The sequence below is a fragment of the Meinhardsimonia xiamenensis genome (genome assembly GCF_900102905.1).
GTDB lineage: Bacteria > Pseudomonadota > Alphaproteobacteria > Rhodobacterales > Rhodobacteraceae > Meinhardsimonia > Meinhardsimonia xiamenensis.
On record NZ_FNFV01000004.1, the window covers coordinates 21,151 to 34,927 of the forward strand.

General features: G+C 67.1%; 14 protein-coding genes. 9 read left to right on the plus strand and 5 right to left on the minus strand.

Going from position 1 to position 13,777, the window contains the following annotated elements:
* Nucleotides 1-98: 98 nt before the first annotated feature.
* From BLQ14_RS09125 to BLQ14_RS09155, 7 genes are all read left to right on the plus strand, one after another.
* Entirely contained in the window at nucleotides 99-860 is a 762-nt protein-coding gene (locus BLQ14_RS09125; protein ID WP_092500260.1) for a class II aldolase and adducin N-terminal domain-containing protein, read from the plus strand.
* Nucleotides 857-1,279 carry a DUF1810 domain-containing protein gene (locus tag BLQ14_RS09130; RefSeq protein WP_092500261.1) on the plus strand — a complete coding sequence of 141 codons (423 nt, stop codon included), beginning with the start codon at nucleotides 857-859 and terminating at the stop codon, nucleotides 1,277-1,279. The genes BLQ14_RS09125 and BLQ14_RS09130 overlap by 4 nt, the downstream gene beginning before the upstream one ends.
* A gap of 52 nt (nucleotides 1,280-1,331) precedes the next feature.
* Nucleotides 1,332-2,273: an AEC family transporter gene (locus tag BLQ14_RS09135; RefSeq protein ID WP_092500262.1), complete on the plus strand. Its 942-nt coding sequence runs from the start codon at nucleotides 1,332-1,334 to the stop codon at nucleotides 2,271-2,273.
* A gap of 17 nt (nucleotides 2,274-2,290) precedes the next feature.
* Nucleotides 2,291-3,124: an S-formylglutathione hydrolase gene (fghA, locus tag BLQ14_RS09140; protein WP_092500263.1), complete on the plus strand. Its 834-nt coding sequence runs from the start codon at nucleotides 2,291-2,293 to the stop codon at nucleotides 3,122-3,124.
* On the plus strand, nucleotides 3,121-3,564 hold the full coding sequence (locus BLQ14_RS09145) for a YaiI/YqxD family protein (RefSeq protein WP_092500264.1): 444 nt from the start codon (nucleotides 3,121-3,123) through the stop codon (nucleotides 3,562-3,564). Before fghA ends, BLQ14_RS09145 begins: the two co-directional genes overlap by 4 nt.
* Before the next feature lie 189 nt (nucleotides 3,565-3,753).
* Nucleotides 3,754-4,377, plus strand: a complete 624-nt coding sequence (locus BLQ14_RS09150; protein ID WP_092500265.1) for an HAD family hydrolase — start codon at nucleotides 3,754-3,756, stop codon at nucleotides 4,375-4,377.
* Nucleotides 4,374-5,294 (plus strand): ornithine cyclodeaminase family protein, encoded by a 921-nt coding sequence (locus BLQ14_RS09155; protein ID WP_092500266.1) that lies wholly within the window; start codon nucleotides 4,374-4,376, stop codon nucleotides 5,292-5,294. The genes BLQ14_RS09150 and BLQ14_RS09155 overlap by 4 nt, the downstream gene beginning before the upstream one ends.
* Before the next feature lie 3 nt (nucleotides 5,295-5,297).
* Here the strand turns inward: BLQ14_RS09155 and BLQ14_RS09160 are convergent, their stop codons facing one another.
* Nucleotides 5,298-6,545 (minus strand): MFS transporter, encoded by a 1,248-nt coding sequence (locus tag BLQ14_RS09160; RefSeq protein WP_092500267.1) that lies wholly within the window; start codon nucleotides 6,543-6,545, stop codon nucleotides 5,298-5,300.
* 106 nt (nucleotides 6,546-6,651) lie between these two features.
* On the opposite strand from BLQ14_RS09160, the gene zapE reads away from it, so the two are divergent.
* Nucleotides 6,652-7,737: a cell division protein ZapE gene (zapE, locus tag BLQ14_RS09165; protein ID WP_092500268.1), complete on the plus strand. Its 1,086-nt coding sequence runs from the start codon at nucleotides 6,652-6,654 to the stop codon at nucleotides 7,735-7,737.
* 85 nt (nucleotides 7,738-7,822) lie between these two features.
* On the opposite strand, the gene BLQ14_RS15400 is transcribed toward zapE, so the two are convergent.
* The 4 genes from BLQ14_RS15400 to BLQ14_RS09185 all read right to left on the minus strand — a co-directional run bounded on the left by BLQ14_RS15400 (nucleotide 7,823) and on the right by BLQ14_RS09185 (nucleotide 10,714).
* Entirely contained in the window at nucleotides 7,823-7,969 is a 147-nt protein-coding gene (locus BLQ14_RS15400) for a hypothetical protein (protein ID WP_092500269.1), read from the minus strand.
* Between the two features lie 134 nt (nucleotides 7,970-8,103).
* Nucleotides 8,104-8,505, minus strand: coding sequence for a (deoxy)nucleoside triphosphate pyrophosphohydrolase (locus BLQ14_RS09175; protein WP_092500270.1), 402 nt, complete (start codon nucleotides 8,503-8,505; stop codon nucleotides 8,104-8,106).
* Nucleotides 8,502-9,854, minus strand: a complete 1,353-nt coding sequence (gene argJ / locus BLQ14_RS09180; RefSeq protein WP_092500271.1) for a bifunctional glutamate N-acetyltransferase/amino-acid acetyltransferase ArgJ — start codon at nucleotides 9,852-9,854, stop codon at nucleotides 8,502-8,504. The genes BLQ14_RS09175 and argJ overlap by 4 nt, the downstream gene beginning before the upstream one ends.
* A gap of 14 nt (nucleotides 9,855-9,868) precedes the next feature.
* Complete coding sequence (locus BLQ14_RS09185; RefSeq protein WP_092500272.1) at nucleotides 9,869-10,714, minus strand: peptidylprolyl isomerase; 846 nt, start codon at nucleotides 10,712-10,714, stop codon at nucleotides 9,869-9,871.
* A 190-nt stretch (nucleotides 10,715-10,904) separates the two neighbouring features.
* Here BLQ14_RS09185 and secA point away from each other — a divergent pair, with 190 nt between their 5' ends.
* The gene (gene secA / locus BLQ14_RS09190) at nucleotides 10,905-13,643 is read left to right on the plus strand and encodes a preprotein translocase subunit SecA (RefSeq protein ID WP_092500273.1); all 2,739 of its coding nucleotides are present in this window, start codon (nucleotides 10,905-10,907) and stop codon (nucleotides 13,641-13,643) included.
* Nucleotides 13,644-13,777 lie beyond the last annotated feature (134 nt).

Below are 13,777 nucleotides of genomic sequence, written 5' to 3' on the forward strand. Positions count from 1 at the left end.
TGACACGAGCGCGGCGCCGCGCGCAAGGGGGCTGCAAGGGGGCTGGACGCGCGGCAGGTGCCGGTTCAGTCTGCGACAGGGCAGAGGAGGAGCCGCCGATGGAAGCCACGCAACTGCACCCGCGCCGCAACATGGAGCATTGGGCCGAACGGGTCGATCTGGCCGCCGCCTTCCGCTGGGCGGCGCGGCTGAACCTGCATGAGGGTGTGGCCAATCACTTCTCGCTCTCGGTAAACGAGGACGGCACGAGGTTTCTCATGAACCCGAACCAAGTGCATTTCTCGCGCATCCGCGCCTCCGATCTTCTGCTGCTCGATGCCAATGACCCTGCCGCCCTCGAAGGCCCCGATGCGCCGGACCCGACCGCCTGGGGGCTGCACGGGGCGCTGCACCGGCGCGTGAGACACGCGCGCTGCGCGATGCATGTGCATTCGATCCACGCCACGGTGCTGGCGAGCCTTGCCGATTCGCGCCTGCCGCCGATCGACCAGAACACTGCGATGTTCTTCAACCGCCATGTGATCGACGAGAATTACGGCGGGCTTGCCTTCGAGGAGGAGGGCGAGCGCTGCGCGGCGCTCTTCACCGACCCGAAGGTGAAGGTGATGATCATGGGCAATCATGGCGTGATGGTGATCGGCGACAGCGTGGCAGACACCTTCAACCGCCTCTACTACTTCGAGCGCGCGGCCGAGACCTACATCCGCGCCCTGCAGACGGGCCGGCCCCTGCGCGTGCTCTCTGACGAGATCGCCGAGAAGACCGCCGCCGAGATCGACGCCTACCCCGGCCAGGCAGAGCGGCACCTGGCCGAGCTCAAGGCCATCCTCGACGAAGAAGGCTCGAACTACGCCATATGAGCGATCTTGAGCGTTTCGTGAAGGCGCAGGACCCGGTCTGGGAGCAGGTGCGCCGCGAGCTCGCCGAAGGTGAGAAGCGCAGCCACTGGATGTGGTTCGTCTTCCCCCAGCTCAGGGGGCTCGGGCGCTCGGCCACGGCGCAGTATTACGGCATTGCCGATCTTGCCGAGGCGCGCGCCTATGCACGCCACCCGGTGCTGGGCCCGCGGCTTGTGGAGGCCGCCCGGCTGGTGCTCAGCCACCCGGAGAGGACGGCGGAGGAGATCTTCGGCCCCATCGATGCGATGAAGCTGCGTTCCTCGGCCACGCTCTTTGCCCATGCCGCGCCCGACCCCGCGCCGTTCCGGCGCATTCTCGAGACATTTTTCCACGGCGAGCCGTGCCCGCTGACCGAGGCCATGCTGAGGGAGGCGGGGTGAGTCGCAGCGGCGCGACACTTTTCTTTCCCCGCTGAAATGCTAGACGAAGGCGATGCTGGAGATCTTCCTCAAGACGCTGCCCTTTTTCATGCTCATCGGGGTGGGCTACGGCGCCGCCGCGACGAAGTTCTTCTCCGAGGAAGCCTCGGCCGCGGTCACCCGCTTCGTCTTCTACTTCGCGCTTTCGGCGATGCTTCTGCGGTTCTCGGCCAATCTGAGCTTTTCGGAGGTCTTCGACCCCCATTTCATGGGCGTCTATCTCTGGGCCACGGGGCTTGTGTATCTCATCGTCAGCGGCATCTCGATGTGGCGGGGCGTACCCATCGAGGAGGCCGCGGTGGAGGCGCAATGCGCCGTGATCGGCAACATCGGCTTTCTCGGCATCCCCATGCTGGGGCTTCTCCTGGGCGAGCGGGCGGTGGGCTACATCATGATGATGCTCGCCGTCGATCTTCTGGTCTTCGGCTCGCTCATCGTCATCCTCATCACCGGCAGCCGGGAGGGGCGCATCTCGTGGCGCATCTTCCGCACCGTGGGGCGGGGGCTGGTGACCAACCCGATGCTGGTGGCGATCTTTCTGGGCTTTTCGTGGTCGGCGCTTGACTGGCCCATTCCGGGGCCGGTCAACGAGTTTCTCGCCCTTCTCGGCGCGGCGGCCACGCCCGGCGCGCTCTTTGCCATCGGCGCTTCCCTCGCCTCGAAATCGGCGGAGAGGCTCTCGGTTGCGGTGTGGCTGAGCTTCGGCAAGCTCGTGCTGCACCCCGCGGCGATCGCGCTTGCCGCGCTCGTCATCTGGCCGGTGGAGCCTTACGCCGCGGCGGTGATGATCGCCTCGGCCGCGCTGCCGACGGCGGGCAATATCTTCATCATCGCCCAGCACTATGGCGTCGCGCCGCAGCGGGTGTCGGCGACGATTCTCGTCTCCACCGCCGCTTCGATTGCCACGGTGTCTCTGGTGATCGCCTGGGTCTCGGGCTATGCCGGGATCGGTTGAGGCAAAAGGAGGGCCCCATGCGCACGATATCCGAGCAGGCCTGTTTCGGCGGTATCCAAGGCGTCTATGCCCATGACTCCGAGGCGACAGGCACCGAGATGACATTCGGCCTTTTCCTGCCGCCCGAGGCGAAGCGGGGGCAGAAGGTGCCGGTGCTGTGGTATCTCTCGGGTCTCACCTGCACCCACGAGAACGCCATGATCAAGGCCGGCGCGCAGGGCTGGGCCGCCGAGGCGGGCATTGCCGTCGTGTTCCCCGACACCTCGCCGCGCGGCGAGGAGGTGGCCGACCATGACGACTATGACCTCGGGCAGGGCGCGGGCTTCTACCTCAACGCGACCGAGGAGCCCTGGGCGCCGCACTACCGGATGTGGGACTATGTCACCGACGACCTGCCCACGCTTCTGGCGCGCGAATTCCCGCTCGACATGGAGCGGCAGTCAATCACCGGGCATTCCATGGGCGGGCACGGCGCGCTGACCATGGCGATGGGGGTCAAGGGACGCTACCGCTCCGTCTCCGCCTTCGCGCCCATCGCGCATCCCACGGCAAGCGACTGGGGGCGCAAGCAGCTTGCCGCCTATCTGGGCGATGATGAGCGGCTCTGGGCCCAGCATGACGCTGTTCTGATGCTGCGCGACGTGGGCTTTCCGGGGCCTATGCTCATCGACTACGGCAGCGAAGACGAATACATCGACAAGCTGATGCCCGAGGCGCTGGCCGAGGCCATCGCTTCCACCCGCCAGCAGGCGGTGTTCCGCATGCAGCCCGGCTACGATCACAGCTACTTCTTCGTGGCGAGCTTCATGGAAGATCACATCGCCTTTCACGCCGAGGCGCTTCTGGCGTGATCCTCGTCGATGCCGATGCCTGCCCGGTGCGTGGCGAGATCGAGAAGGTCGCCACGCGCCATCGGCTGCCGGTGAAGATGGTCACGAATGGCGGGCTCAGGCCCTCGGCCAATCCGCTCATCGAGGTGGTCTACGTGGCCGAAGGCCCCGACGAGGCCGACCGGTGGATCGCCGAGGCGGCGGGGCCCGGGGACATCGTGGTGACAGCCGACATGCCGCTTGCCGCGAAATGCGTGGAGGCGGGCGCGGCGGTGCTCAGGCCCGACGGCAGCGAGCTCACGCAGGCGAATGTGCGCGAGGCGCTGGCGATGCGTGATCTCGCCGCCGATCTGCGGGCGGCCGATCCCTTCAGGCAGGGCGGCGGGCGGCCCTTCAGCCGCGCCGACCGGGCGCGCTTTCTCGACGCGCTTGAGCGTGCGGTGCGGCGCGGGCGGAAATGAGGGGCGTTGGGGTGGTGTCGCGCGGCGCATGACGAGGCTGTGGCCTGGCCGTCAGGCCGGGCAGCGCCCGCCCCGCCCCCTAGGGCGGGCGCTTCCAGCACCCGCCCCGGACCGGGCGCTGCCCTTCGGGATGGCCTTGCGTGCAGGCGAGAGGCGGTTTGGTTCCACGCCAGAGCAGGAGATTGAAGCATGAGCGAGATCGAGGCGGTGGTGTTCGACATCGGCAACGTTCTTGTCGAATGGCACCCCGAGCGGCCCTTCGACCGGGTGCTGGGCGAGGCGGAGCGCCGGCGGCTCTTCGCCGAGGTCGATCTTGAGGGAATGAACCGCGCCGTCGATCTTGGCGCGCCTTTCGCCGAAAGCGTCGAGGCGCTGGCCGCGCGCCACCCCGAACGGGCCGATGCGATCCGCCTCTGGCGCGAGTGCTGGATGGAGATGTTCGCCCCCGTCATCGAGGGCTCCGTGGCGCTCCTGCGCGCCCTGCGCGCGGCGGGCGTGCCCGTGTATGCGCTTTCGAACTTCGGTCCCGAGACCTTCGAGATGGCCGAGGCGGCATATCCGTTCCTCAGGGAGTTTGACCGGCGCTTCATCTCCGGCCGGCTCGGGGTGATGAAGCCCGACGCGGCGATCTACGAGATGCTCGAGCAGGAGACGGGGCACGCGCCTTCGCGCCTTCTCTTCATCGACGACCGGCCCGAGAACATCGCCGCGGCCGAGGCGCGGGGCTGGCAGGGCCACCTCTTCACCGGCTCCGAAGGCGTGGCGCGGCGGCTGCGGGAGGCGGGGCTTGCAGGCATGGAGGATGTGCAATGAACGTGGAGATGATCCCCTTTGGCGAGGGTGAGGCCTGCCTTGACTGGCTGTCGGTCGCGCGGGCGATCGAGGCGGGCCATTCCCTGCCGCGGGCGCAGATCGGCGACACCTTCCTTTACCGCGACCCCGACACCATGCTCACCCGCTCGGCCTGGATCGACGGGCTCGGCATTGCGGTGAAGACGGCCACGATCTTTCCCGCCAACCCCGCGCGCGACAAGCCGGCGATCAACGGCGCGGTGAACGTCTATTCCGATGCCGACGGCACGCTCGAGGCGATCATCGACTTCCACCTCGTCACCAAGTGGAAAACGGCCGCCGACAGCCTGCTCGCGGCGATGAAGCTCGCCCGCCCCGACAGCCGGCGCATCCTGATCGTGGGCGCGGGCACCGTGGCCCATTCGCTGCGCGAGGCCTATGGCGCGGCCTTTCCCGAGGCGGAATTCGCGATCTGGAACCGCACCCCGGCCAAGGCCGAACTTCTCACCGCGCGCTTTCCGGCAACGCGGCGGGCGGATGATCTTGCCGAGGCGGTGAACTGGGCGGACATCGTCACCTGCGCCACAATGGCCACCGAGCCGGTCATTCGCGGCGAATGGCTCAGGCCCGGCCAGCACATCGACCTCATCGGCGCCTACCGCCCGGACATGCGCGAGGCCGACGACGCGGCGCTCAGGCGCGCGCGCATCTTCGTTGACAGCCGGGAGACGACGCTCGAGCACATCGGGGAGCTGAAGATCCCGCTCGAGAAGGGCGTGATCCGCGCCGAGGACGTGGTGGCGGATTTCTATGACCTGCCCGCCGGGCGTTTCGCGCGGGAGACGGATGAGGAGATCACGCTGTTCAAGAACGGCGGCGGCGCGCATCTCGACCTGATGGTGGCGCGCCACATTCTCGACGCCTGGCGCGGGCGCTGAGGCTCAGGCCAGAGCCGCCCCGAGCGGGCGCTCGCGCACGGGCAGGTGCACGATGGCCGAGAGAGCGCCGACGCCGACACCGATCCACCAGACGAGATCATAGTTGCCGTAGATGTCGTAGAGCTTGCCACCGAGCCACACGCCCATGAAGCCGCCGAGCTGGTGGCTGAAGAAGACGATGCCATAGAGCGTGCCCATGTATCTCAGCCCGTAGATATGGGCGATGAGCCCGCTGGTGAGCGGCACCGTCGCAAGCCACAGCGCCCCCATGGCCAGCGAGAACAGGATCACCGTTGCCGGGGTGATGGGGGTGAGGATGAAGGCCGCGGCAACGAGGGTGCGGCCAAGGTAGATGCCCGCAAGCAGGTATTTCTTCGAGAACCGCCCGCCGAGCCAGCCGGCGGTGACGGTGCCGGCGATATTTGCAAGGCCGATGAGCGCGATGGCGACCGCGCCGAGGGCCGAGGTGGTGGAAATGCCGATCGCATCGAGCATCCCGCCCGGCACGATCGCCCCGCAGTATTCGGTGACCATGGCCGGGAAATGGGCGGTGATGAAGGCAAGCTGATAGCCGCAGGAGAAGAATCCGATGAAGATGAGCGCGTAGGACGGGTCGCGAAAGGCAACCCCGAGGCTTTCGGCGAGCGACTGGTCGGTCGAGGCGTCGCGCTCGGGCGCACGGGCGGGTGCGCGCATCAGCCCCAGCGCCAGCATGGCAAGGAGGATCAGCGCGGCAAAGACGAGGAAGACCTCCTGCCAGCTCATGTGCCGCAGTAGGAACTCGGCGAGCGGCGCGCCCACCACCTGTCCCCCGCTGCCCGCGGCGGTGGCGATGCCGAGCGCCATCGAGCGGCGTTCAGGCGCGGTGGCGCGGCCGACCACGGCGAGGATCACGCCAAAGCCGGTGCCGGCAATGCCGAAGCCCACGAGGATTTCCAGAAGCTGGTGCTGCCCCGGCGCCACTGCGAAGGCCGAAAGCGTAAGACCTGCGGCATAGGTCAGCGCGCCCAGAAAGATCGCCCTCCGGTCACCAAAGCGCTCGGCGATGGCCGAGAAGATCGGCTGGCCCACGCCCCAGGCGAGGTTCTGTACGGCGATGGCAAGCGAGAATTCCGCCCGCGGCCAGTTGAACTCGCTGGCAATCGGAATCTGGAAGACCCCGAAGCTTGCCCGGATGGCGAAGCTGACGAGGATCACGATGCAACCCCCGATCAGGACCGGGGTGAGAAGCGGCGCGCGGGTTTCGGTCATGGTCGAGCCTCGCTTGACGGCCCGTCAGCCTTGGCCCTGCGGGCGTGCATCGTCAAGGGCTGGAAGGGCTTTCGCCTTTCGGCGCTTGCCGCTAGAGGGAAGCGCGATGGCAGGACGCATGCAAGAGGCCTACGACGCGCTGGTGGCGGAGGGGCGGATCAGGCCCGATCCGGCGCAGCATGCCGTGCTGCCGCTGTTCGAGGCGCTTGCCGAGCGGCTTGAAGCCGCGCCGGCGCAGGGCAGGGGGCGGCTCGGCGGGCTCTTTCGCCGCGCGCGCCCCGAACCCGCGCCGAAGGGCATCTATCTCTGGGGCGATGTCGGGCGCGGCAAGTCGATGCTGATGGACCTGTTCATGGAGCGCGTCGGCATCGCCGAGAAGCGGCGGGTGCATTTTCATGCCTTCATGCAGGAGGTGCACGAGGGCATCAACGCCGCGCGCGCCCGGGGCGAGGCCGATGCCGTGCGCCCGGTGGCCGACCGCGTGGCGCGCGAGCTCAGGCTTCTCTGCCTCGACGAGATGCAGATCACCGATATCGCCGATGCGATGATCGTCGGGCGCTTCTTCGAGCGATTGTTCGATCAGGGTGTGGCGGTGGTGACGACCTCCAACCGCCCGCCCGAGGACCTCTACAAGAACGGGCTCAACCGCCAGCTCTTCCTGCCTTTCATCGCGCTTCTGCGTGAGCGCATGGAGGTCGTGAAGCTCGACTCGCCCACCGACTACCGTCAGCACCGGCTGGCGGCGGAGGATACGTGGTTCACCCCTGCCGATGCCGCGGCGCGGGCGCGGATCGATGCGCTGTGGGAGGATCTCACCGGCGGGGCGTCCGCGCCTCTCGTGCTCAAGGTGAAGGGGCGCGAGGTGGTGATCCCGGCCTTCGGCAATGGCGTGGCGCGGGCGAGCTTCTGGGAGCTGTGCGGCCAGCCGCTGGGGCCTGCCGACTATCTGGCGCTGGCGGAGGCGGTGCGCGTTCTGATCCTCGAGGAGGTGCCGCGGCTTTCGGCGGCCAATTACAACGAGGCACGCCGTTTCGTGACTCTGATCGACACGCTTTATGAGGCCCGTGTGCACCTCATTGTCAGTGCCGCCGATGTGCCCGAACGGCTCTATGTGGAGGGCGAAGGGAGCTTCGAATTCGCCCGCACCGCCTCGCGGCTGCGCGAGATGCAGAGCGCGGGGTGGGGCGGTTGATGCACGCCGCAAGAGTGCGCAGGCGCGCAAATGACCAAGACGGACGACGGATCAGCTCGAGGGTTCGCGCGCAGGCCCGGGCCCGTCAGGCCGCGCGTGGCCATTCTCTTGGCACCGGGCGGCCGGTGTAGGTGCGGCTGCCCACGCGCACCTCGATCAGCCCGTTGGCGAGCTCGCGCACGAACTCGCCCTGAACCGAGATGTATTTTCCGACCATGATGGTTCGAAGCATGATTCAACCCTGAGCCAAACCTGGCTCACGTATAGCGTGAAAAATCGGCGGAATCACGAGGATTTTTCATCAATTCGCCGAAATTTTGCCCCATCTGCCACAATCGCGCCACAATCCGAGCCGACGCCGGGGGTTCACAGCAACTCGCGCAGCGCCGGGATGAGCGGCAGGTCGGCCGGTGGCATGGGGTAGTCGGCCAGCCGCGCCGGCGCGACCCAGGCCAGCTTCTGGCCCTCGCGCGGGGTCGGGATGCCCTGCCACTTGCGGCAGACGAAGAGCGGCATCAGCAGGTGGAAGTCGTCATAGCCGTGGCTGGCGAAGGTGAGCGGCGCGAGGCAGCTTGCCCATGTGTCGATGCCGAGCTCTTCGTGCAATTCGCGGATCAGCGCGGCCTCGGGTGTCTCGCCCGGCTCCACCTTGCCGCCCGGGAACTCCCACAGCCCGGCCATCGACCGGCCCTCGGGGCGTTGGGCAAGGAGAACCCGGCCGTCGCGATCGACAAGCGCGACGGCCGAGACGAGGACGACAGGTTTCATGAGCGGTAATCGGCGTTGATGTCGATGTAGCGATGGGTGAGGTCGCAGGTCCACACTGTGGCGCGGCCCGCACCGAGCCCGAGATCGACGCCGATCTCGATCTCGGGATTCTTCATGTAGGCTGCGGCCCGCGCCTCTTCATAGGTCGGCGAGACCCAGCCGTCGCGCGCCACTTCGATCTCGCCGAAGCGGATCGCAAGGCGGTCGCGGTCAGCCTTCGCGCCGGACTTGCCCACCGCCATCACCACGCGGCCCCAGTTCGGATCCTCGCCGGCGATGGCGGTTTTCACCAGCGGCGAATTGGCGATGGCCATGGCCACGCGCTTCGCGTCGGCATCCGACGCCGCGCCGGTGACCGAGACGGTGACGAATTTCGTCGCCCCCTCGCCGTCGCGCACCACCTGCTGCGCAAGATCGAGCATCACCCGCTCGAGCGCCGCGGCGAAGGCCCGCCCATGCGCCGAACGGCCATCGCCGACATCGGGGCCCTGGCATGTGGCCGCGACAAGCAGCGTGTCGGAGGTGGAGGTGTCGCTGTCGACCGTGATGGAGTTGAAGGTGCCGGGCACGAAGCGGTCAACGAGGCGCTGGAGCTTTGCCCGGGGAATGCGCGCATCGGTGAAGATGTAGACCAGCATCGTCGCCATGTCGGGGGCGATCATGCCCGAGCCCTTGGCAATTCCGGCGAGGGTGACGGGGCCTTCGGGCGTCTCGACCGCCTCCACGGCGCCCTTGGGAAAGGTGTCGGTGGTCATGATCGCGCGGGCGGCGGCGGCAATGCCCGTGGGGCTCAGCGCGGCGGCGAGCTCATCGAGTTTCGCGGTGATGCGCTCGTGCGGCAGCGGCTCGCCGATCACGCCCGTCGAAGAGGTGAAGACACGCTCGGCCGGCACGCCGAGGCGCTCGGCGACAGCCTGTGTCAGCGCCGCAACCGCCTCCACCCCGGCGCGGCCGGTAAAGGCGTTGGCGTTGCCGGCGTTGACGAGGATCGCGGCCCCCGCCTCTCCGCCCTCGCGGCCGATCTTGGCCTCGCAGTCGAGCACCGGCGCCGAGCGGGTGGAGGAGCGCGTGAAGGCCCCGGCAATCACGCTGCCGGGGGCAAGTTCCGCAAGCATCACGTCCGGCCGGCCCTTGTAGCGCACCCCGGCCTCGACGGCGGCAAGGCGCAGCCCGGCAATGGGCGGAATCGAGGGAAACCCGCCCGGAGGCGCCAGCGGTGAGATGGCCGGGCCCTCCGCCGGCTCCTCCTTCAGTGCCTTCCGTGCGGCTTCAAGCGCGGCGGCAAGCTTCTTCTCGGTCTTCTTCAGCTTGCGCTTGAGCTTCTCGATCTTGTCGGCCTTCTTGCCCATCCCCGGCCCCCGGCTCAGTCTTCGACAAGCGACAGATCGCTCAGAACCGAGGGGTCGATGCCCTCGATCTCGTTGCGTTTGACATCGGCCTTGGCCACCAGCTCCTCGATCGCGGCCTCGATGACCTCCTGCCGGAGCTGGGCGATGAGCTCCTCGCGCATCTCTTCGAGCGTCGGCACCGGGCGTTCGCGCCGGTCGTTCAGCTTGGCCACATGCCAGCCGAACTGCGTCTGGATCGGTTCGGAGATCTCGCCAGGCTCGAGTGCCGTCACCGCCTCCTCGAACGGCTTGACCATCTGCCCCTCGGTGAACCAGCCGAGATTGCCACCATTGGGGCCGGAGGGGCCGGTGGACTTCTCCTTCGCCAGCGTGGCGAAGTCGGCGCCGGCCTCGAGTTCGCGGATGATCTCCTCGGCTTCCTCCCTGGTGCCGACGAGAATGTGCGAGGCGTTGTATTCGGTCACCGGCTCCATCGCCGCCACCGCCGCCTCGTAGGCCTTGCGGATCGCCTCTTCCGTCACCGCATCCTGCGCGGCCTTCTCGAGCACGGTGGATGCCAGAACCGCGCGGCGCTCGTTCTCGAGCTGCAGGCGCAGCCGCTTGGAGATGGTATCCACCTTCTGGGCCAGCACCTCCTGACGGATGAGCTGCTCGAGAAGCCCATTGAAGAGAACTTCGTCCGGCAGCTGCTGATACTCGGGCGGCAGTTGTGTCTTCAGCACGATCATGTGACCGAGCGTGATCGGCCTGCCATTCACCGTGGCCATGACGGTGTCGGCGTTCACCTCTTCGGACAGGGCGGGTGCACCGAGCGCGAGGCCGAGGCTCATGGCAAGGGCAGGAAGGATCTTGTGGAGCATCGTGTCTCTTCTTTCCTGAAAGGCGCGGAGGAAAACGGCCGCGACGTTGACAGCATATCGGACGGCGCTTACATCGCAGCCAAGCGGCAAGAACCATCTTTCCCGCCATACCTATAGGGCCTGCGAGGCTGCAAGCAAGCGCTCCGCCACGCATCCGGCCCGCAAATTCGCACTGTCAGGCGGAGAACACATGCTGGGTTTCGGAACACTCGCCAAGAAGGTCTTCGGCACACCGAATGACCGCAAGCTCAAGGCGGCCCGCCCCATCGTCGAAAAGATCAACGCACTGGAGCCCGAGTTCGAGAAGCTTTCCGACGAGGGGCTGAAGGAAAAGACCGCCGAGTTCAAGGCGCGGCTCGAGAAGGGCGAGAGCCTTGACGATCTTCTGCCCGAGGCGTTTGCAAACTGCCGGGAGGCCGCCAAGCGCGCGCTGGGGCTCAGGGCCTTCGACGTGCAGCTGATGGGCGGCATCTTCCTGCACCAGGGCAACATCGCCGAGATGAAGACGGGCGAGGGCAAGACGCTCGTCGCCACCTTCCCGGCCTATCTCAACGCGCTGACGGGGCGGGGCGTGCACATCGTCACCGTCAACGACTATCTCGCCAAGCGCGATGCCGAGTGGATGGGCAAGGTCTATTCGGCGCTCGGGCTGACGACGGGTGTCGTCTATCCGATGCAGCCCGAGGCCGAGAAGAAGGCCGCCTATGCCGCCGATGTCACCTATGCCACCAACAACGAGCTGGGCTTCGACTACCTGCGCGACAACATGAAATCCTCGCTCGAGGAGATGGTGCAGCGCGACCACTACTACGCCATCGTCGACGAGGTGGACTCGATCCTGATCGACGAGGCACGCACGCCGCTCATCATCTCCGGCCCCGCGCAGGACCGCTCCGAGCTCTACATCACCATCGACAAGCTCATTCCCGAGCTCACCGAAGAGCATTACACGATCGACGAGAAGAGCCGCAGCGTCACCTTCACCGACGAGGGCAACGAGTTTCTCGAACGACGTCTGCACGAGCTCGGCATCCTGCCGGAAGGGCAGAGCCTCTATGACCCCGAATCCACCACCATCGTGCATCACCTCAATCAGGGGCTCCGGGCGCACAAGCTCTTCCATCGCGAAAAGGAGTACATCGTCCGCAATGGCGAGGTGATCCTGATCGACGAGTTCACCGGCCGCATGATGCCCGGCCGGCGGCTTTCCGACGGTCTGCATCAGGCGATCGAGGCAAAGGAGGGCGTGCCGATCCAGCCAGAAAACGTCACGCTCGCCTCGGTGACGTTCCAGAACTACTTCCGCCTTTACGAGAAGCTTGCCGGCATGACCGGCACCGCGGCGACCGAGGCCGAGGAGTTCATGGAGATCTACGGCCTTGGCGTGGTGGAGATACCCACCAACCTGCCGGTGGCCCGGGTGGACGAGCACGATCAGGTCTACCGCACCGCGAAGGAGAAATACGCCGCCATCGTCGAGGAGATCAAGAAGGCCCATGCCAAGGGCCAGCCGGTGCTGGTCGGCACCACCTCCATCGACAAGTCGGAATTCCTGTCGGGTCTTCTGAAGAAGGAGGGCATCCCGCACAACGTGCTGAACGCCCGCCACCACGAGCAGGAGGCGAAGATCGTCGCCGAGGCGGGCCGGCTGGGTGCGGTGACCATCGCCACCAACATGGCCGGGCGCGGCACCGACATCCAGCTTGGCGGCAATGTCGAGATGAAGGTGCTCGAGGAGCTCGCCGCCAACCCTGAGGCCGACCCCGAGGAGGTGCGCGCGCGCATCGAGGCCGAGCACGCCGAGGAACGCCGCAAGGTGATCGAGGCGGGCGGTCTCTACGTGCTCGCCACCGAGCGGCACGAGAGCCGGCGCATCGACAACCAGCTGCGCGGCCGCTCGGGCCGGCAGGGCGATCCCGGCCGCTCGGTGTTCTTCCTCAGCCTCGAGGACGACCTGATGCGCATCTTCGGCTCCGAGCGGCTCGACAAGATGCTGCGCACGCTCGGCATGAAGGAAGGCGAGGCGATCATCCACCCCTGGGTGAACAAGTCGCTCGAGAAGGCGCAGGCCAAGGTCGAGGCGCGCAACTTCGACATCCGCCGGCAGCTTCTCAAGTTCGACGACGTGATGAACGACCAGCGCAAGGTAATCTTCGCCCAGCGCCGGGAGATCATGGAGGCCGACGACCTGTCGGATGTCGTGCAGGACATGCGCCACCAGGTCATCGATGACCTCGTGGACGCGTTCATGCCGCCCAAGACCTACGCCGACCAGTGGGATGTCGAGGGGCTTGCACGGGCGGTGCGCGAGAAGCTCAACATCGACCCCCCGATCGCCCAATGGGCCGAGGAGGAAGGAGTCGACCAGGAAGAGATCGCCGAGCGCCTGCGCCACGCCGCTGACGAGATGATGGCCGCCAAGGCGGTGCAGTTCGGTCCCGAGAACATGCGCTCGATCGAAAAGCAGGTGCTCCTGCAGACGATCGACTCCAAGTGGCGCGAGCATCTCCTGCGGCTCGAACACTTGCGCTCGGTCATCGGCTTCCGCGGCTACGCCCAGCGTGACCCCCTCAACGAGTACAAGACCGAGGCCTTCCAGCTCTTCCAATCGATGCTCGACTCGCTGCGCGAGGACGTGACGCGGACGCTTGCCCAGATCCGCCCGCTCACCGAGGAGGAGCGCGCCGAGATGCTGCGCCAGATGATGGCGGCGCAGCAGGCCGCCCAGGCACCGAAGGCGCCGGCGCAGCAGGAGGAGGGCGCCCCCGCAATGGCCACCGCCGGTGCAGGGGCTGGCGCCGCCGAGGGGCAGGCGCGGCCGGGGTTTGTCGAGTCCGACCGCTCCACATGGGGCAATCCGGGCCGCAACGAGCCTTGCCCATGCGGCTCGGGCCGGAAGTTCAAGCACTGCCACGGAAGGGTGGCCTGAGGCCGGACGGGCGCGCTCCCCAGAGCGTCATCATCCTGGGCAAAATACCCTCGCCGAAGGCACCGCGCGCCAGCGCGGTCTCCTGACGCGTCATCTCCCGGTTGTTGCCACAAACATGCCCGGATCAGCGCCCA

What these genes read in the sequence shown, in the direction of transcription:
- BLQ14_RS09130 (WP_092500261.1), top strand. Translation starts at nt 857, where the DNA reads ATGAGCGATCTTGAGCGTTTCGTGAAGGCGCAGGACCCGGTCTGGGAG.
- BLQ14_RS09150 (WP_092500265.1), top strand. Translation starts at nt 3,754, where the DNA reads ATGAGCGAGATCGAGGCGGTGGTGTTCGACATCGGCAACGTTCTTGTC.
- BLQ14_RS09175 (WP_092500270.1), bottom strand. Translation starts at nt 8,505, where the DNA reads ATGAAACCTGTCGTCCTCGTCTCGGCCGTCGCGCTTGTCGATCGCGAC.
- zapE (WP_092500268.1), top strand. Translation starts at nt 6,652, where the DNA reads ATGGCAGGACGCATGCAAGAGGCCTACGACGCGCTGGTGGCGGAGGGG.
- BLQ14_RS09125 (WP_092500260.1), top strand. Translation starts at nt 99, where the DNA reads ATGGAAGCCACGCAACTGCACCCGCGCCGCAACATGGAGCATTGGGCC.
- BLQ14_RS15400 (WP_092500269.1), bottom strand. Translation starts at nt 7,969, where the DNA reads ATGCTTCGAACCATCATGGTCGGAAAATACATCTCGGTTCAGGGCGAG.
- BLQ14_RS09155 (WP_092500266.1), top strand. Translation starts at nt 4,374, where the DNA reads ATGAACGTGGAGATGATCCCCTTTGGCGAGGGTGAGGCCTGCCTTGAC.
- argJ (WP_092500271.1), bottom strand. Translation starts at nt 9,854, where the DNA reads ATGGGCAAGAAGGCCGACAAGATCGAGAAGCTCAAGCGCAAGCTGAAG.
- BLQ14_RS09185 (WP_092500272.1), bottom strand. Translation starts at nt 10,714, where the DNA reads ATGCTCCACAAGATCCTTCCTGCCCTTGCCATGAGCCTCGGCCTCGCG.
- BLQ14_RS09135 (WP_092500262.1), top strand. Translation starts at nt 1,332, where the DNA reads ATGCTGGAGATCTTCCTCAAGACGCTGCCCTTTTTCATGCTCATCGGG.
- BLQ14_RS09160 (WP_092500267.1), bottom strand. Translation starts at nt 6,545, where the DNA reads ATGACCGAAACCCGCGCGCCGCTTCTCACCCCGGTCCTGATCGGGGGT.
- fghA (WP_092500263.1), top strand. Translation starts at nt 2,291, where the DNA reads ATGCGCACGATATCCGAGCAGGCCTGTTTCGGCGGTATCCAAGGCGTC.
- secA (WP_092500273.1), top strand. Translation starts at nt 10,905, where the DNA reads ATGCTGGGTTTCGGAACACTCGCCAAGAAGGTCTTCGGCACACCGAAT.